Genomic DNA, 18,379 nt, shown 5'->3' with positions numbered 1-18,379 from the left:
TTTAATGGTTTGATTTTATTAATTGAAAAAAATTAAAATTTAATCTATTCTTATTTAGACTGAATTAAAATAAGATATATATTTGCAGCAAATTTAATTAAGAATGATTCTAAATAAAAACTATTTCGGCATTTATTTTTCAATTTTTTTTTCTTGCCTGATATTTTCTCAAGAAGTAAAACAAGATTCAGTAAAAGTTAATAGTTTAGAAGAGGTTGTTGTTACTGGACAATATAATCCGCAATCTATAAAGAAATCGGTTCATAACGTTATTGTAATAAAAAGAGAGCAAATTGAAAATCAGGCAGCTAATAATTTAGCGGACCTATTAAATTTCAATTTAAACTTAACTATCATTCCGAATGCGCAAACTGGAAAATCAACTATTTCTTTTTTTGGTTTAGACGCTCAATACTTCAATATTCTGGTCGATAATATTCCGCTAGTAAGCGATAGCGGACTTGGAAACAATATAGATTTAACACAAATAAATCTTGATGATGTAGAACGTATCGAGATCGTTGAAGGTGCTATGGGGGTTGAATATGGAGCCAATGCTGTTTCTGGCGTTATTAATATTATAACCAAAAAGACAATTAGTAGTGAATGGAAAATTCAAACAGTTATACAAGAAGAAACGGTAAGTGATGAGTATGCTTGGTTTAACAAAGGTAGACATATACAAGCCCTAAACATTGGTCATAATTTCAAAAAAAATTGGTTTGCTAGGGCTGGTGTTAACAGAAATCAATTTGCTGGGTTTTATAATGATAGACAAGGAAAAAACCATTATCAAAATGATGGTTTAAGGGGCTACGATTGGTTGCCTAAAACACAAATAAACACTAACGCATTACTAAACTATAGTAAAGAGAACTTTAAACTATTTTATAAGTTTGATTACTTCAATGAAATTATAAATTATCACGATGCAGCAGTTAGAGCTAATATAGATACACAATCACAAACAAGTAACCCATCTGCAACTGATAGAATTTTTACAACCAATAGATTCGTTAATAATTTGAGCGTAAACGGTAAGTTAAATTCTGGAGTGAATTACAATGCTTCTGTTTCTTATCAGCAACAAAAGCGTCATTTAAACGAATTTAATTACTTCATCGTTACTGAAGAGAGGAGCAATGAGACTGACGAAGTGTATCAGTCTAGCAAGGTGTTTTTTTCAAAAGGAAACATCAATAATCTGGTTAAAAATAACTTTTATAACTTTCAGCTGGGCTATGAAACTCGCCTAATAAAAGGATTTGACACACAAGCTTCGGGAGCTATTACACAACAAGACAAAGAACAGTCTCAAAATAATTATGCCTTATTTGGTTCTTCAGAAATCAATCTTTCTGATAAAATTCTATTACGCCCCGGCTTGCGTTATGAATATAATTCACAATTTCAATCAAAATTTTTAGGTTCAATAAGCGCACGCTATTTGATGAAACATGGTTTTGAGCTACGAGGAAACATTGGTACCTCCTACCGAACACCAAATTTTGAAGAACTTTACTATTATTTCGTAGATAGTAATCATGATGTAAGAGGTAATGAAAATCTGAATCCAGAAAATGGTTTCACTGCTTTTGTAAACTTTAAAAAACGCAATTGGTTTAAAAATACTTCACTTATAAATACCCTAAAGATCAGCTATATCGATTTACAGGATAAAATTGATCTAGCTATTGTTAACAATACACCTTTACAGTTTCAATACATAAACATTGACGCTTACAAATTATGGGGAATTACTTCAGAAAACAGTTTGAAAACTGATAATTGGACGTTTAATTTAGGGGCTACACTACAAGGTATTTCTCAAATAGCTAATGATGAATTAAACTCTGAAGATGACTTTCTTTATGCTGTACAAATTAATACCAGTGGCACGTATCAAATTAAAAAATGGCAAACAGCAGTAACAGTTCTTTTAAAACACAACGGAAAACAACAAAACTATAGTGCTGTAGGAACGGATGCTAATGGAAATTCTTTGTTTTCTAAAACGACTACTGATGCCTATAACTGGTTAGATACTTCTATAAAAAAATCTTTTTTCGATAACGCAATTCAAGCCACAGTTGGAGCTAGAAACCTACTAGATGTTACTAATGTAAATGTTAGTAGCTCTGGAAATGGGGCTATTCATTCTTTAAATAATAGTGGGCTTTTATTGGGCTATGGCCGTTCATATTACTTAAAACTATTATATAATCTTAAATTTTAAAATCACTAATTATGTTAAACAAATTTTTAACCCTTATTCTATGTACTACTGTTCTAGCTTTTACTAGTTGTAGTACTAATGACGATGGACCAACCGAGCCTATCAAAGTTATAATTGAAGGTGCATCAGTATCTCCAAGTGTTGGAGGCCCTAACCAACAAAATCAAGTCTATATTGATTTAAGTAGTAATACCTCTTCAACTGTACAACGAGATTCGTGGGATCTGGGGTTTTACTCAGGGACAAACTTTAGAGTTATAATTAACGGATCTATCTATATGGCTACTGCTAAACTATCTGCAACAGATATAGATGCCATAAATTCAACTTCTACAGAAGTACAAGATTTACAGCCTCAAGTAGCTGTTGGTACTTTTGATGATGCAAACAAAGCTTATGTAGATGCTCCAGATGGTACAATTACCAATACAGCTATTGACGAAATTTCTAATACAGATGCTAATAACAACGTTTACTTATTGAATTTAGGTTATAAGGTAGGAACAGAAACCCCATCTACAGGAAGTGTAGCTATTTCAGGTATTTCAAGAGGATGGAAAAAAATTCGAGTTCTAAAAAATGGCAGTGATTATGTTCTACAATATGCAGATTTGGATGCTACAACGCACCAAGAAATAACTATATCTAAAAATTCTGATTATAATTATACTTTTTTCAGCTTCGATACTAAAGATAAAATTAATGTAGAACCAGAAAAGGAAAATTGGGATTTAAACTTTACCGTTTTTACAAACGAAATTGAAGGGTTTGGTTCTTATGGTTATTCCGATTTTGTAGTTAACAATGCTAAAGCTGATGCAAAAGTATACATGATAGATACTGAGATTGATAACACATTAACTTATGCTGATTTTACATTAGCAGATATTGTTGAAAGTAATTTTACTTCAGACCAACGTAGTATTGGAAGTAGTTGGAGAAATGGTGGGGGACCAGGAAGCTTACCTTCTTTAAAAACAACTGTTTTTTATGTTGTAAATGATACTGACGGAAACCTTTACAAGCTACAATTTTTAGCTTTAACAAATGAAGATGGAGTACGTGGATACCCTGAGTTTGTTTATAGTTTGCTGCAATAAAATGATTAAAACAGGCCACTAAAAACAACGTTATAAAATGCCTGATTTTTACGTAACAAAAAAACCATTGAAGCTAGTTTCAATGGTTTTTTGTTATTTAAAAACTGTTAATTTATTTTAGGATGACTCATGATCGGTCTCCATAATATCTTTTAAATACTTTTGAAACCCGTAATTCTAATCATTTTCATGCACATTCTCTTTAATCCAACCAATACATTCCTTAAAACTATCAAATATATGCTCTCTAGGAATTAAATCAGGAATGATATCAATTCGTTCCATCATATATTTCGGCTGTCTTAACAACCCAACAAATAAGACTGCAATTCCTTTTTTACTTAATTCTTGTAACATATCTTCCATAGCATATAGCCCGGATTGGTCCATATACTGCATACGTCCTAATCTTATAATAACTGTTTTAGCTGTATCGGGAATTTGTGCTGTTAATTGCTGAAAATCGCTTGTTGATCCAAAAAACAAAGGGCCTTTTAAGTGTTTTATAAAGACTTCTTCTTTTAAATTTTCAGGAAACCCAGCTTCATCTGCCCAAGCTTCTTCTTTTAGTGGTTTTACATCTGAACGTTCTGCTGTTAAATCCCCTATTTTCTTCATAAACATTAAAGACGCTATTACAAGTCCGATACCAACAGCATAAATTAGGTCCCAAAAAGTAGAAAGTAACAAAACAACAAGCATTATCAATACTTCTGAACTTAGTTTTAGTGGCCCTAGTTTTATATCTCTTGGTAAACTTGGAATGGCTTTTAAGCCTTTGTAATCCATAACGCCAATACCAACTGTTATTAAGATACCGGCCAGGACTGCCGCAGGAATTTTTGATGCTACAGGCCCTAAGGCTAGCAATATTATTAACAATAAAACACCAGCAATCATCCCTGATAATTTTGTTTTACCACCAGAGGTAATATTTACTACGGTTCTAATGGTTGCTCCTGCTCCAGGGATACCTCCAAAAATTGCGGCAATACTATTACCTATACCTTGGCCTACTAATTCCTTGTTTGGTTTGTGTTTCGTTTTTGTCATATTATCGGCAACAACACTCGTTAACAATGAATCTATCGCTCCCAATAAAGCCAATGTTAATGCAGTAAAAACATAAGGGGTTATACTACTTAATTTAAAATTTGTAAAAATTTCTAAATTTGGAATCGGTAATCCGCTCGGAATTTCTTCAATGGGTCTGTAGTTTAATCCAAAACCAAATGCAATTCCAGACATCACTATTAAAGCGACTAATGTACTTGGTACAGCTTTAGTAATACGTTTAAAGCCATAAATAATAAAAATGGTTCCTAAAGCTAGCATTAATTCTAACCAATTAATATTTTGTAATGCTCTTGGTAGAATTTTTAATATTCCGAAAGCTTTTTTACTTTCATTTTTAGCTAATGTTTGGGACTCTCGTAAAATATCCTCTTGCGAAATAGCTTCAGATCTGGATATTGTTTCTTTAAAATTTTCTAGTACTAAAATACCTTCGCTTTTTTCTTCTTCGATAATATTCCTAAGAATAACATTTTCTGCTTGTGCCTTAAATGTGTTTACAAACTCCATATCTTCCTTTGGGTAATACCCTATAGAAGGTAAAATTTGAGTTAGTAATATAATAACGCCTATGGCCGTCATAAAACCTGAAACTACAGGGTAAGGAATGTACCTTATATACTTTCCTAAACCTAAAATACCTAATCCAACTTGCATTAATCCTGTTAACAAAAATACAGTAAGAATTACTGGTAGTGCCTTATTAACATCGCCATCGTTTGTTGCAATGATACCTGCTATAACAAGCATACTAACTGCCGTCATTGGTGCTGTTGGCCCAGAAATCTGTGTATTAGTTCCTCCAAAAAGAGCAGCAAAAAAACTAATAAAAATAGCCCCATATAATCCTGCTGTAGGTCCTAACCCAGAAGACACTCCAAAAGCAAGCGCTAAGGGTAATGCAACTATACCAGCAGTAATACCACCAAAAGCATCTCCTTTTATATTTGAAAAAAGATTTTTCATATTTTAAGTAACTATTTAGAAGTTCCAAGTTAATTCATCTTGGTTCAAAAAAAAAACCAACTCTCAAAAGTATTGGTTTTTTTAATTAAAGTTAACTTAAAATGTAACGAAAGTGATAATATTCAATTGATCTCTGCTACTGGTTTCGAAAAATTGATTCATGTAGCCAGCTTCGAGTCTTATATTCTTATTGATATTATAACCAATACCTGCATATAGCCTATTTCTATCGAAAATTGCTGTTTCTGTATTTAAAAATATTTCATTGTATGCAGAAAAATAATAGTTACTATTTTGATCCTCCTTATTACAAAAAGGAATATTTAACGCTAAAAAATAGCGAAAACGTAATTTAAAATCATCTTCAACAAAACGTTGTTCAAATCTATACCGGTGATTTAATTTTACGCGACCTATGTTTTGTTTTGATGTAAACTGCTGAAAAACTCTGTGTTCATTAACAGAGACTTTATCATCTGTATTTCCTACGTAATTCTCCGAAAGGATATAGCCATAACCTAATAATACGTTATTCTTACTTTCATTAAAGGTATACCCCAAACCTGTTCTTAAAAGCAATTGTTCAAGGTCTCCGATAGCATCATAGTTTCTGTATTGAATCTCGTTATGGATGTTCCACTTCTTATTAAGTTTTTTATTACCTATATATATTAGCCAATTTCCAAAATCACTGTCTTGACTTTGCATAAATAAGGGAGACATTAATGCCATAACTAATGCTACCAGACTTGTTTTTATTTTCATAGTATTCTTTCCCATCTATAAGCTAAGCTGTTTACTCATAGAATGTCACGGCACCTGAATGAATATCGTACATAGCTCCAACTATCATAATCTCGCCATTATTTTGCATATCTGCTAATACATCGCTTTCTTTCATAATTCTTTCAATAGTTAACTCGACATTTTTCTTAGAAACATTGTCTACAAATTCTATGTTTTTTGAATTTCGTAAACTTGCATCCTTAGGTTCTGAAACGGCATTGACTGCTGGTGTAATTTTTTCGATAAGTTTGGTTAAATTGCCCATTTTAGCATTATCACAAGCACCTTTTACAGCGCCGCAACTGGTATGCCCTAATACAACTACGAGCTTGGTACCTGCTAATTTACAAGCAAATTCCATGCTTCCTAAAATATCTTCATTTACAAAATTCCCTGCGACTCTAGCACTAAAGATATCACCTATACCTTGATCAAAAATTAATTCTGAAGATACTCTAGAGTCTATACAACTTAAAACAGTCGCAAATGGATATTGCCCATTGCTCGTATCTTTAACCTGATCCAATAAATCTCTATCCACTTTTAAATTATCCTGAAACCTTTGGTTTCCCGCTTTTAAATATTCCAATGACTTTTGAGGTGTCATTGCTGCTTGTGTTTCTTTTGTATGTGCTTTCATAATTTTTTAATTAAAATTCATTTTTCATAAAATTATTATTGTGCTAATAGTCTTTATCCTCTTGTAACTAGAAATGAAACATTAAGCTTCCCCATAAAAGTTTTAATATCAGATGCTGATGTGTTTTCGTTTTTTACGGTATTTTTCTTTTCTCTATTTACGCATAATAAGTTAATATTATTTTTTGATACATAATTAGAAAGGTTATCAATAATATTGTCACTCGTTTCAAATACATATTCAACCATTTTTTTGCTAATATCTGTATCTGCTTTTGAGTTTGTATTTGAATCGCCTTTAACAATTTTAAAAGATTTTAAGGGCTTTTGACTATGATTCATCAAGTCCTCAATAAATTCTAGATTAAATGATTCTTCAACTCCGTTTAGTACACCAAGCGATATGTCATTATTTGGTTCTAATATATTATCATTATCTGCCAACATGATTACACCATTATGTTCTTTAAGAATAAAATTTGTAATGCCATAACTTATAAAATTAAGTGGTTTAGGTTTTCTTTTACCTAAAACAATGATGTCGGGTTTATTAAGTTTGATGTATTTACGCATTTCATCCTTTACATTTCCATAGGTAAATGAATAATTTATGTTTACTCCGTAATCTTTAGAAATAGATGTTATTAAAGTTTGTATTTCCTTTTCAATTGCAAAATGCTCCTTATTTATAGTACGCATAGCTGATAATTGACTTTCTTTTTCTACAATGTCGCTGGGCTTTTTAACATGGAAAAATTCTATGTCTCCATTTATCATTTTAGCTAAACTGACTGTGCTTTTTAATGTAGCATTTGTCGATTTTTTTAAATCTGAAAGGACTAATATTTTATATTTTTTTTTCATGATTTTTAGGTTTAAGTTGCTTTGGGTCTCAATTTAAAAAACTCAATAAAGCTTGACGGGTTTTCAACCATACCACGCTCTGAAATCAATTTAATATCAATGTTTCTTTCATTTGCTTTAAATGCAAAATCTTCTAAAATCTCAATAATATCATTATCTAAATATCTTGTTTTCCTAACATCTAACTCTAAATAGGTGTCTCTTGGTAAACTATCTAATTCTTTAAGAATAGCTCCTTTATTAAAAAACGTAACCTCTTCGGCAAATGTCATTTTTATTTTATGCTTTCCATTACTCTTATCTTCAATATGTAGAAAATGTGAGTTTTGATAACTTTTAATAAGGATAACGATAATACCAACTCCTAATCCAAGTCCTATTCCATATAAAAGGTCGATAAAGACAATTCCCAAAACTGTTACAGTAAACGGTATAAATTGTTTCCATCCTAAATCAAACATTTTTTTAAACAAAGAAGGCTTTGCTAACTTATATCCAACTACTAATAGTACAGCGGCTAATACAGATAACGGAATCATGTTTAACAGCTTAGGAATTAAAATAACTGAGATTATTAAGAAAAACCCATGAATAATTGCTGACATTTTTGATACGCCACCTGATTGAATATTTGCTGAACTCCTAACTATTACTTGTGTTATCGGTAACCCTCCAACTAGCCCAGAAAGAATATTACCTGTACCTTGAGCTAACAATTCTCTATTAGTAGGTGTTACATTTTTGTTAGGATCTAACTTATCAGTTGCTTCTACACACAGCAAGGTTTCTAAACTTGCTACCAAGGCAATTGTAAATGCAACAATCCATACTTCTGGTTTAGTAATAACGCTAAAATTAGGAAAACTGAATTGACCAAAAAATGACGAAGCATCTTCAGGAACTGGGACACTAACTAAATGTGATGGTGTTATTGCTAAAACTTCATTTGATAATGTAATAACATAAAAAATAATTCCAACCACAACAGCTACAAGTGGTCCTTGTATCAATTGAAATATTTTACCTTTTTTAGATAGTACTTTATCCCAAAGTATTAAAATGGCTAATCCTATTATGCCAATTAAAGCAGAGCCTAGCTTTATATGGTTTATAGTACCTATTAGTTCTGAAAAAGTTCCTTTACTGTCTACTTCAAAGAAAAATAAATCACCTTCGGGATTGGCATCATAGCCAAAAAAATGAGGTATTTGCTTTAAAATAATGATAATACCAATACCTGTTAACATGCCCTTAATTACTGAAGACGGAAAATAGTATCCAATAATCCCTGCTTTTAAAACGCCGAATAACAGTTGAATAGCGCCTCCTAACACAACAGCTACTAAAAAGTTTTGATACCCTCCTAAGGTTCCTATAGCTGTTAAAACAATTGCTGCTAAACCCGCAGCCGGTCCACTAACTCCAATTTTTGAGCCACTTAAAGCGCCTACAACTACCCCTCCTATAATTCCTGCTATCAATCCTGAAAAAAGGGGAGCTCCACTTGCTAATGCAATACCTAAACATAATGGTAGTGCAACAAAAAATACGACTATACTCGCTGGTAAGTCATTCTTAATAGTTTTAAACATATTACAATAAATTTTTTCTCCTTCATTGAAAAATCAAAGAGTGATTAATTAGATAAAATAGCTTAAAAAGCCAACAAAACTTACATTATAATATGTGCAATTGTGGAGGGGGGGAGATAAGGTTTAAATGAGGTTTAGGATAGTTTTTGAAATAATACTCTAAATCATTTTCCGATTCGTTTGAAACAAAATCTAATTCACTCATATTAAGATCAAAAACCAAAATCTCTACATCTTTATCTTTTTTACCGCCTTTTTCTTCTTCTTCAGATGAAGCAAAAAAGAAAGAGACATCAATAGAATCGTCTACTATAGTAATAACCGTTGGTGCTGATAAAAACACCAAAAAGATTATTGACAAGCATACAGAAACTATATTTCTAAACATTTTATTAAAAAAACATGAAAAACAAATATATACTTTTTTTTGTTAGGGAAAAGTTAAATATCGTTCAACAACTTAATATCTTCTGAATTTACCCAACCCATTTTGCCATCAGAAAGCTTAATTTTTTTCCAATTATTATACGACTCTAACACCTGTATTTTAGTGCCTTCATGCAATCTAAAAGACTCTTCACTTTTAGGATTTGGATCGCTTTTCACTTTACTTTCTTGTACAAAAACAATGGCAGGGTTATCTTTTTTATCTAAGTTGTATTTATGAAATGCAAATGCAAGCGACACACATAATAAAACTAATGAGGCTAAACTTCCCATAAACGCTAAACGTTTCCTTAACGTTGAATAAGCAAAGTAATAAACGAGCACTAAAATGACAAAACAAAACACTAGACCTACAGCCGTTCTTGCCCAATTATCAAAACTCATCATATTGGTCATACTTTTTATGAGTTTAGAAAGTCCAGCTTCTGGAATAACATCAATAGCATCAATGGTCATGTTTTGAGCAAATGACAAGTTGTTTTTAATATCATCATCATCAGGCGCTAATTGTAATGCCTTTTCATAAAAGTAAATACTGGGTGCAATATTGTTTAGTTTATAATGTGCGTTTGCCAAATTAAAGTACACATCGGCTGAATGATTCTGTGTCTCTAAAATAGCATTATAATTATCTATCGCTTCGGCATATTTACCTTCATTATACAAGGCATTGGCTTTTTCAAATAGTGTTTGATTTTGGGAAAAAGCGACTAGGCCTAACAAAAACGATACTATGCAAAAAACTTTTTTCATCTTAACGTGCTTGTTTATCTATTAAAGAAATTGTTTTTGCTGCCTTTTCATAATCATCTTGCATAGTAACAATATCTATTGGTGTATATCTTGCTAACTCACAGTTTTCTACAATAGCAATAAAATCTTTTATTACCCCTTCATCAACTTGCTTTTCCTTTAGCGAGCTATTAATTTTATCTTTACTTAAGTCATTAGTTTCTATGTGCAATCTGGCCTTTAGATAATTGTGCAATGCTTTTTCTAAGGCTATATAAAAGGCTTCTTTTTTACCAAGTGATTTTTTAGCATTGCTCAAATACTTCTTTGCCAATCTATCTGCTTTTCTAATTCTATTGCCATATACATCAGAATCTCTACTTGCTTTTTTCTTACGAACAATTATAGCTAAAGGAATTAGTAAAAAAGGGAATAATAACAAACTCCAAAACAAGTTTGTTTTAAAGAAATAAGTTGATTTGGTACTAACAAAATCTGTCTTTGTTTTGATAAATGCAAATTGATCGTTATTTAAAACTACGCGTTGCTTAGTATTATTTGTAAGGTTTCCGTTGGAAGCTCCGCTAGTAGTATTTGATGGTCCATTTAAAACATCAATTATAATTTCGTCAGATGATAATCGCTTATAAGTTTCTGTTTTTAAATCGAAATATGAAAAGGAAATACTAGGTATTGGATACTTACCTTTGTATTGCGGTACAACGGTATAACTATCTGAAATACTTCCTCTCATCCCAGATAGATTTGTTTTTATTTGCTCTTTATGCTCTGGCTCATAAACTTCTAAAGAGCTTGGCAATGATATTTTAGGCAACTTAAAAAGCTTTAGATTCCCATTTCCTTTAACAGCCACTTTTATTTGGAATGATTCCGAGGCGTCTAATACTCTTTTTGAGGCTAAGACATCAAGTTTAAAATCACCAACAGCTCCTGCAAAATCTACAGGCTTACCAGCATCTGGCAAAGGCTTAACATGAATTGTTTTATTACCTGCAGAGACCGTTTTATTAACTCGAGTCATTAAAAGGCTTCCGAAAATATCTCGCCTATTAGAAGGTACGCGTAAAGAGATATCTAACGTTAACGGCTCTATATTTAGCTTGCCTGTTTTTTGAGGATATAATACTGCTTTTCGTAAAATCAAAAAACGATAATCTTTACCATTATAGGTACCGTTTTGAACTTTTTGTCCTTGGGTATTTATATTCTGGCTCCAAAAATCATTATATCTTGGGCTATCCATCTCATTCCAATTATCGACTGCTATAGAAGGCGACACATATAGCTTATAAACAACCGTAATGGCTTCATTTAAATAGGGATTTGTTTTTGAAACTTCTGCTACTAAATGAATGTTTTCTGAAGCGATAAAATTTGCATCATTCGGATCTTTTGGTTTGTCTACTGCCGCAGTAACCTGAATATTTAATGGTAATGTCTTATAGGTTTCACCGCCAATGGAAATAGTTGCTTGTCTAATAGTAAAATTACCTCGCTTTTTTGGTGCTAAAAAATAACTATAGGTCTTCTTATAAGTTCTCACACCATTAATCCAGGAGTTACTTACAGATTGATTTGGCCCGCCTACTACTGTGAAATTTGAAAAATTTGGAGGATTAAAGTTATCTCCATCTTTATTCATTTCAAAGTCAATACGCAAACGCTCGTTTATACCTAATTTTTGTTTACTTACTTTCGCTTCAAATTTAACTTGTGCTGAAGCTATACTTGTTGTAAGTAGTAATAATATTATTGATATGTGTTTGATAATTTTCATGATGATTAACGAACAACGATTAGCGATTTTTGATGTTTGAATTATTGCTTTTCGACGTTTTAATACTAGTAACAAAAATGGATATTAGTTGGTTGTTTTCATCTAAAGCTTTATCCATTTTATCTTGATTTCCCTCAAATAAGTTAGCCTTATTTATTATTCTTAAACAATTATATGATTCTCTAAGCTCTTTTAAACATATTCCCATTTTGTGAACAAAATCTTTGTGCGACTCAGCGCTTCTAGCTTCTCCATAATTAAGGGCTGGAGAACCAGAAGAACGTATTAATTGATTTCCATAATAATTACCAGCATAATTATTCTTCACCTTTTCTATTATGTTAATTATAAAAACTGTGAAATCAATTATTCTGTCTTCAAGGTCATTTGTTTTCATTAATACTTCTATTTAATTCAAAACTCACCAATCGTTAATCAGATTTCTTTAGTTTTACCAATCTTTTTCAGTTTTGATTTTTGCACCTTTTTCTTTTACTGCATTCATTTTTTCTTGAACCTTTTGTTCTTGATTATTCATCGCTTCCAGTAAATTCTTTATTTGCTGTGGCGACATTTGCCCGGGTTGAGGCTTAGGCTTTTGCTGTTCTTTCTTCTTATCTTCATCTCCTTTTCCTTTATCTTCTTTTTCGTCTTTGGGCTTTCCTTTATCATCCTTTTCGTCGTCACCCTCTTTTTTCTCCTCGTCGCCTTTATCTTTCTTGTCCTCTTCTTTATCGTCGCCCTCTTTATCTTTTTTGTCTTTGTTCTCTTTCTTATCCTTATCGTCCTTATTCTCGTCTTTGTTCTTATCGTCTTTATTTTGATCTTCTTGATCCTTTTGTTCTTCTGCACAAATCTTGGCCACACCTAAATTATAACGGGTTTCATTATCTGTAGGATCATTTCTCAAAGCATTTTTAAAAGCTTCAACAGCTTCCTTACATTTTTTATTTTGCATTAATATATTGCCAATATTATGATATGCTTTATGTTTTTCTGATTTCGAAGAGGTGGCTTTTGCCGCTTGTTCATGACGGTAAAGTGCTTCTTCAAAATTGCCTTTTTTATAATACGCATTACCTAGATTATAAATCCCAGCTACCGTATTTGGTTGTTTGGAAATCGCTTGTCTATATGCCATTTCTCCAGAAACAAAATCGTCATCATTTATTAAACTATTACCTTCATAAACAAAGCCATTGGCCTTTTTAAGCGCTAACAGTTGCTCTTTATCTTCTTGTGCAAAAGATATTGAGACTATACATGTTAATAGAATTAATGTTATACGTTTCATTTTTTTTATTTCTAAGATATAAAACCTTAATACTTTTGTTCGTTAAAAATTTTATAAAAGTTTTAAATCAAATCGCCTAACTTTCGGTTTGACTCGAAAGTTACAGATTTTCATTAAATAGATTCAACTTCTTTAACCATGCTGTTTTACGCTCCAATAAGAAAACATCTAAAAGCAAAAAGAAAATACCAAAACCTAAGAACCATTGAAATTGATCTTTAAAATCGGCAAATTGTTTGGCTTCAAATTCTGTTTTATCCATGCTGTTTAAAATTTCACGAATAGTCTCTACAACATCATTTGTATTTTTTCCATTTATATAAGCTCCATTGGCTTCTTCTGCAATGGCTATAAGAGTTTCTTCATTTAAACGTGTTATAACTGTTTCTCCTTGACTGTCCTTTTTATAATTTAAAACAATGCCATTTCGTTTTTCTGGAATAGGCCCTCCTTTTATATCTCCCACACCTATGGTAAATATTCGAATGCCTTCTTCATTAGCTTCTTCTGCAATGGCAGCCGCTTCTTCACTATGATCTTCACCATCCGAAATAATAACAAGTACCCGATTGGTTTGTTCTTCATCATCAAAATACGTTTTTGCCAATTTAATAGCTTCGTTTATGGCTGTACCTTGTGATGAAAGCATGTCCGTATTCATGCTTTGTAAAAACATTTTAGCCGATGCATAATCTGTTGTTATAGGCAATTGCGGGAATGCCTTTCCTGCATAAGCTATGATACCTATGCGATCGCTTGCCAGATTATTGATGATTTGTGTAACGAGTTGTTTTGATTTTTCTAATCTGTTTGGCGCAATATCTTCTGCCAACATACTTTTAGAAACATCGACCGCAAAAACAATATCTACGCCTTCTCGCTTTACCGTTTCTAATTTTGTACCTATTTTGGGATTTACTAATGCTATTGCTAAACACGCAAAGGCCAGACTTAAAACAACTAATTTTAAAATGGATTTAAATAGCGATGTATTTGGGCTTAGTTTTTTAAGTGATTTTTTATCAGCAAATTTACTTTGTGCTTTATATTTCCAAAATTGAAGCACCAAAAAGAGCAGGATTATTACAGGAATAACACCTAATACCCAAAACCATATTTTCTCTTCTAATTGATACATTGTGTCTATTTGTTCGTTGTGAATTCATTTTGCAACAAATTCACTCATACTAATTGAAATTTCTAAAAACTGTAAAACGCAACAGTATTTCTATAAGGAGTAATAGTCCTGCAAAAAATACTAATGAGCGATACTTCTCTTCGTAATTATAAAACTTAAACTCTTCTATTTCTGTTTTTTCCAGCTTATTAATTTCATCATAAATTTCTTCTAACTTTCTGTTATTGGTGGCTCTAAAATATTTACCTCCAGTAACATTGGCTATTTCTTTAAGTAATTCTTCATCAATCTCTACTTGAATACGACCGTATTGAAATGTTCCATTGGGTAAAATACCGACTGGAGACAATGCCATTCCATTAGTTCCTAGACCAATTGTATAGGTTTTTATATCATATTCAACTGCTAATTCGCTAGCAATTTTAGGGTCTATAAACCCTGAATTATTAACACCATCGGTCAATAAAATAATGACTTTACTTGTTGCTTTACTATCTTTTAATCGGTTTACTGCGGTTGCCAAACCCATCCCTATAGCGGTTCCTCCTTCAATAATATTATTATATTTTATACTTTTTAAAGAGCGTATAACTATAGCTTTATCACTTGTAATTGGTGTTTTCGTGTAACTTTCTCCTGCGTATTCTACCAAACCAATTCTATCGTTTGGTCTGCCTTTAATAAACTCTGCTGCTACTTTTTTTAAAGCTTCTAATCTATTTGGCGATAAATCTTTAGCCAACATACTTGCAGAAACATCTATGGCCATAACAATGTCTATTCCTCTTGTTGTTTTTGTTTTTGTTGAAACATCAACTGTTCTAGGTCTTGCTAATGCCGTTATTAATAAAGCCAGTGCTAGTAAACGAAAAACAAATAATATATGCTTTAATTTTGGTAGCCAAGAATTGGTAATCTTAAAGCCTTTTAAGCTTGATATTTTAAGTTCTGCTGTTTGTTTTTTGTTCTTAAATATATACCATAGAATAACTAATGGAAGCGCTAATAGCAACCAGAAAAATTCTTTATTTAAAAATTCGATTCCCTCAAACATTATTCTTCTGCTTTTTTAAGTTCTATTGAATTTAAAATTCGCTCAACTATTTGATCTGCATACACATCATTTTCTTTCCATGAAATAAGTACTTGTTGTACAATATTTTCTGAATTAAATGCTAGAATAGCATACTTACCTTTTTCAAATGTATCCGAATTTGGTATTGGCATATCTAAAGTACCATGAACTTTTAACCCTTCAGCGCCATTAGGAGTCACAAATTCATCATTCTTTGTTATGATATTCTTTGCGCCAGTTTCTTCAATAATTTTAAAGTTTCCTTCTATAGATTGTTTCAGGTCTATTTTATTTTCGCCTAAATTTTTGTACTTAGAAGTGGCAACTACAAGACTAAACTTATCCATTAGACTTCCATAGCCAAACATAGTAACCTCAACCATTTGCGCCATTTCATCTGGGATACTAGGATCCATTCTTTTTAACACTTTTGGTGTGGATATGGTTATAGGTGGAAATCCATACTCACTAGTTACCCAATCTCCTTCTAAAAGCTCAATACTCTCATGACCAATAATGGTATCCTTTACATAATTGAAACCATATTTTATTGAAAAGCCTACAAAAGTGGCTATTAATAAAAAGACACTTATAGCCACCGTAATAATGATCTTTTTTCGAGTTTTTTTACGCTCTAATTCTTCTCTATATTTTTCATCTAAAAGCTTCTCCTCTTCTGTTGGCTCAGGTAACACTTCTTTTACATGATCAATCTCACTATCAATGGTATCTCTATCTAATTCAGCTAATGCGATATCTGGTGCTGACTTTGCAAATTTTACTAAATCGGCTCGTTTTAAAATACTTTCAATATTTTTAATTGTTTCCTGACTTAAATCAATTTGATTCCCTTCTTTAAGTAATCGTAGCCTGTTAACAAGTTCGTCGGTCGTACTTTCTAAAGAATGATCATATACTTTTTCATCTAAATATTTTCTAATGATCCCTGTTAATTCTGAGTAATATTCTTTTATTTCTGAATGCTCTAAATAGTGACTTTCATCTAACTTTTTAAGGGCTAACTTGGCTCTGTCATATGGTGGAAGTAACGCAATTTCTTCTTCTTCTGTTAATGGCTTTTTTCTCCAAATGAACCAAAACAATAAAAAGGCTACAATTCCAATTATTAAAAGTGTTATTAATACATATTTCCACCAATTACTTGAAGGTTTTTTAACTTCAATAATAGGCTTAATATCATACAACCCTTGTTTTGTAGTATCTACGACAATATTATTCACCTCAACTTTTAAAGAATCAGTAAAAAAAGTTTTATCCCCAATAATTATTTTTTGTCTGGGAATGGTATAGGCTCCTGAATCAAATTGTGTTAAACCGTATTTTTTAATCAAGCTATATTTATCACTCTTTTTTAAAGTATCAACGTCATAAGATTCAATCATTTCTAAAGGCTGAAATGTTTGCCCTTCTGGAAAAACAACCAAACTCGTAGTATCTGTTTCTACTTGAATATGATATGTAATTTGCTCACCTATTTTTATAGATGTAGAATCGATTGCTGAAGTAACTTGAGCAAAAGAGAAAAAAGATATGAAAACAAAGACGCAAGACAAGGTGTACCTAACAAAAAGATAAGACCGTTTTGATTCTTGATTCTTGATTCTTGATTCCTTAATATTTAAATAACTTTTTTTCATTTTCGAGTAGGTTTCGACTGAGCTCAACCAAACATTACATTTACATTTATCCTCTTCTTTTAAAATATCCCAATAGCTTTTTCACATAGCTTTCATCAACACGACAATCAATTGCTCCTGCTCCAGATTTTGTAAAGCTCTCTTTATAGTAAGCTACTTTTTCATTATAGAATTTACTATAATTTAGCCTTACTTTTTTTGATGATGTATTTACTAACATCAATTCTCCAGTTTCTTCATCTTGCATTTGAACCATTCCTAAGTTTGGTATGCTTTCTTCATGTTTATCGTAAACTCGTATACCAGTAACATCATGTTTCCCAGAAACAATCTTCATGGTTTGATGATAATCATCCGCAATAAAATCAGACAACACAAATACAATGGCTTTTTTCTTCATGACATTTTGCATAAATTTCAATGCTTCTACCAAATTCGTTTGTCTACTAGCTGGTTTAAATTCTATAAGTTCACGAATAATACGAAGTACATGCGATCGTCCTTTTTTAGGTGGAATATATAGTTCGACGTTATCAGAAAACAAGATAAGTCCAATTTTATCATTGTTTTGAGTTGCTGAAAAAGCCAAGGTCGCTGCAATTTCTGTAACGACTTCGTTTTTAAATTGCTGCTCTGTTCCGAACAATTCAGAACCAGATACATCTACCATAAGCATCATGGTAAGTTCTCGTTCTTCTTCAAAAACTTTTACGAAAGGTTCGCTGTAGCGTGCCGTTACGTTCCAATCTATATTACGAACGTCGTCACCAAATTGATATTGGCGTACTTCACTAAAAGTCATACCTCTCCCTTTAAAGGTCGAATGATATTCGCCTCCGAATATATGATCAGACAAACGACGTGTCTTAATCTCTATTTTTCGTACTTTTTTTAGTAATTCTTTAGTATCCATCTATTAAGTAAACAGTTTTCAGTCGCAGTTTTCAGTAAACCGTTGATTGTATCTTTTTGTATTCAGT

Annotated in this window: 16 protein-coding genes; 2 read left to right on the top strand and 14 right to left on the bottom strand. The window is 31.8% G+C overall.

What is annotated here, in order from left to right:
• Positions 1-103: 103 nt before the first annotated feature.
• Positions 104-2,236, top strand: a complete 2,133-nt coding sequence (locus Q4Q39_RS06360; protein WP_303281574.1) for a TonB-dependent receptor plug domain-containing protein — start codon at positions 104-106, stop codon at positions 2,234-2,236.
• Positions 2,237-2,247: 11 nt separating this feature from the next.
• Entirely contained in the window at positions 2,248-3,336 is a 1,089-nt protein-coding gene (locus Q4Q39_RS06355; protein ID WP_303281573.1) for an HmuY family protein, read from the top strand.
• 177 nt (positions 3,337-3,513) lie between these two features.
• On the opposite strand, the gene Q4Q39_RS06350 is transcribed toward Q4Q39_RS06355, so the two are convergent.
• From Q4Q39_RS06350 to Q4Q39_RS06285, 14 genes are all read right to left on the bottom strand, one after another.
• On the bottom strand, positions 3,514-5,376 hold the full coding sequence (locus Q4Q39_RS06350) for a SulP family inorganic anion transporter (protein ID WP_303281572.1): 1,863 nt from the start codon (positions 5,374-5,376) through the stop codon (positions 3,514-3,516).
• A gap of 96 nt (positions 5,377-5,472) precedes the next feature.
• Positions 5,473-6,156: a DUF2490 domain-containing protein gene (locus Q4Q39_RS06345; RefSeq protein WP_303281571.1), complete on the bottom strand. Its 684-nt coding sequence runs from the start codon at positions 6,154-6,156 to the stop codon at positions 5,473-5,475.
• Positions 6,157-6,172: 16 nt separating this feature from the next.
• A complete protein-coding gene (locus tag Q4Q39_RS06340; protein ID WP_303281570.1) occupies positions 6,173-6,802 on the bottom strand; it encodes a carbonic anhydrase family protein in 630 nt (209 codons plus the stop codon).
• 53 nt (positions 6,803-6,855) lie between these two features.
• Positions 6,856-7,665 carry a universal stress protein gene (locus tag Q4Q39_RS06335; protein ID WP_303281569.1) on the bottom strand — a complete coding sequence of 270 codons (810 nt, stop codon included), beginning with the start codon at positions 7,663-7,665 and terminating at the stop codon, positions 6,856-6,858.
• Positions 7,666-7,676: 11 nt separating this feature from the next.
• Positions 7,677-9,257, bottom strand: coding sequence for a SulP family inorganic anion transporter (locus Q4Q39_RS06330; RefSeq protein ID WP_303281567.1), 1,581 nt, complete (start codon positions 9,255-9,257; stop codon positions 7,677-7,679).
• Between the two features lie 85 nt (positions 9,258-9,342).
• Positions 9,343-9,645, bottom strand: coding sequence for a hypothetical protein (locus Q4Q39_RS06325; RefSeq protein WP_303281566.1), 303 nt, complete (start codon positions 9,643-9,645; stop codon positions 9,343-9,345).
• Between the two features lie 53 nt (positions 9,646-9,698).
• Positions 9,699-10,457, bottom strand: a complete 759-nt coding sequence (locus Q4Q39_RS06320) for an SH3 domain-containing protein (RefSeq protein WP_303281565.1) — start codon at positions 10,455-10,457, stop codon at positions 9,699-9,701.
• 1 nt (position 10,458) lies between these two features.
• Positions 10,459-12,234: a BatD family protein gene (locus Q4Q39_RS06315; protein ID WP_303281564.1), complete on the bottom strand. Its 1,776-nt coding sequence runs from the start codon at positions 12,232-12,234 to the stop codon at positions 10,459-10,461.
• A 19-nt stretch (positions 12,235-12,253) separates the two neighbouring features.
• A complete protein-coding gene (locus tag Q4Q39_RS06310; RefSeq protein WP_303281563.1) occupies positions 12,254-12,631 on the bottom strand; it encodes a four helix bundle protein in 378 nt (125 codons plus the stop codon).
• A 54-nt stretch (positions 12,632-12,685) separates the two neighbouring features.
• Positions 12,686-13,528, bottom strand: a complete 843-nt coding sequence (locus Q4Q39_RS06305; RefSeq protein WP_303281562.1) for a tetratricopeptide repeat protein — start codon at positions 13,526-13,528, stop codon at positions 12,686-12,688.
• A 100-nt stretch (positions 13,529-13,628) separates the two neighbouring features.
• Entirely contained in the window at positions 13,629-14,666 is a 1,038-nt protein-coding gene (locus tag Q4Q39_RS06300; protein ID WP_303281561.1) for a vWA domain-containing protein, read from the bottom strand.
• Positions 14,667-14,715: 49 nt separating this feature from the next.
• Positions 14,716-15,720, bottom strand: a complete 1,005-nt coding sequence (locus tag Q4Q39_RS06295) for a vWA domain-containing protein (protein WP_303281560.1) — start codon at positions 15,718-15,720, stop codon at positions 14,716-14,718.
• The gene (locus Q4Q39_RS06290) at positions 15,720-17,399 is read right to left on the bottom strand and encodes a BatD family protein (RefSeq protein WP_303281559.1); all 1,680 of its coding nucleotides are present in this window, start codon (positions 17,397-17,399) and stop codon (positions 15,720-15,722) included. The genes Q4Q39_RS06295 and Q4Q39_RS06290 overlap by 1 nt, the downstream gene beginning before the upstream one ends.
• A gap of 46 nt (positions 17,400-17,445) precedes the next feature.
• A complete protein-coding gene (locus Q4Q39_RS06285) occupies positions 17,446-18,312 on the bottom strand; it encodes a DUF58 domain-containing protein (RefSeq protein WP_303281558.1) in 867 nt (288 codons plus the stop codon).
• Positions 18,313-18,379: the final 67 nt, after the last annotated feature.

The organism is Flavivirga amylovorans (genome assembly GCF_030540875.1).
Lineage (GTDB): Bacteria > Bacteroidota > Bacteroidia > Flavobacteriales > Flavobacteriaceae > Flavivirga > Flavivirga amylovorans.
This window is presented reverse-complemented; position numbering and strand designations above follow the sequence as displayed.

Excerpts from the sequence above, each read along its gene's own strand:
- Q4Q39_RS06360 (WP_303281574.1), top strand. The coding sequence starts at position 104 with ATGATTCTAAATAAAAACTATTTCGGCATTTATTTTTCAATTTTTTTT.
- Q4Q39_RS06355 (WP_303281573.1), top strand. The coding sequence starts at position 2,248 with ATGTTAAACAAATTTTTAACCCTTATTCTATGTACTACTGTTCTAGCT.
- Q4Q39_RS06350 (WP_303281572.1), bottom strand. The coding sequence starts at position 5,376 with ATGAAAAATCTTTTTTCAAATATAAAAGGAGATGCTTTTGGTGGTATT.
- Q4Q39_RS06345 (WP_303281571.1), bottom strand. The coding sequence starts at position 6,156 with ATGGGAAAGAATACTATGAAAATAAAAACAAGTCTGGTAGCATTAGTT.
- Q4Q39_RS06340 (WP_303281570.1), bottom strand. The coding sequence starts at position 6,802 with ATGAAAGCACATACAAAAGAAACACAAGCAGCAATGACACCTCAAAAG.
- Q4Q39_RS06335 (WP_303281569.1), bottom strand. The coding sequence starts at position 7,665 with ATGAAAAAAAAATATAAAATATTAGTCCTTTCAGATTTAAAAAAATCG.
- Q4Q39_RS06330 (WP_303281567.1), bottom strand. The coding sequence starts at position 9,257 with ATGTTTAAAACTATTAAGAATGACTTACCAGCGAGTATAGTCGTATTT.
- Q4Q39_RS06325 (WP_303281566.1), bottom strand. The coding sequence starts at position 9,645 with ATGTTTAGAAATATAGTTTCTGTATGCTTGTCAATAATCTTTTTGGTG.
- Q4Q39_RS06320 (WP_303281565.1), bottom strand. The coding sequence starts at position 10,457 with ATGAAAAAAGTTTTTTGCATAGTATCGTTTTTGTTAGGCCTAGTCGCT.
- Q4Q39_RS06315 (WP_303281564.1), bottom strand. The coding sequence starts at position 12,234 with ATGAAAATTATCAAACACATATCAATAATATTATTACTACTTACAACA.
- Q4Q39_RS06310 (WP_303281563.1), bottom strand. The coding sequence starts at position 12,631 with ATGAAAACAAATGACCTTGAAGACAGAATAATTGATTTCACAGTTTTT.
- Q4Q39_RS06305 (WP_303281562.1), bottom strand. The coding sequence starts at position 13,528 with ATGAAACGTATAACATTAATTCTATTAACATGTATAGTCTCAATATCT.
- Q4Q39_RS06300 (WP_303281561.1), bottom strand. The coding sequence starts at position 14,666 with ATGTATCAATTAGAAGAGAAAATATGGTTTTGGGTATTAGGTGTTATT.
- Q4Q39_RS06295 (WP_303281560.1), bottom strand. The coding sequence starts at position 15,720 with ATGTTTGAGGGAATCGAATTTTTAAATAAAGAATTTTTCTGGTTGCTA.
- Q4Q39_RS06290 (WP_303281559.1), bottom strand. The coding sequence starts at position 17,399 with ATGAAAAAAAGTTATTTAAATATTAAGGAATCAAGAATCAAGAATCAA.
- Q4Q39_RS06285 (WP_303281558.1), bottom strand. The coding sequence starts at position 18,312 with ATGGATACTAAAGAATTACTAAAAAAAGTACGAAAAATAGAGATTAAG.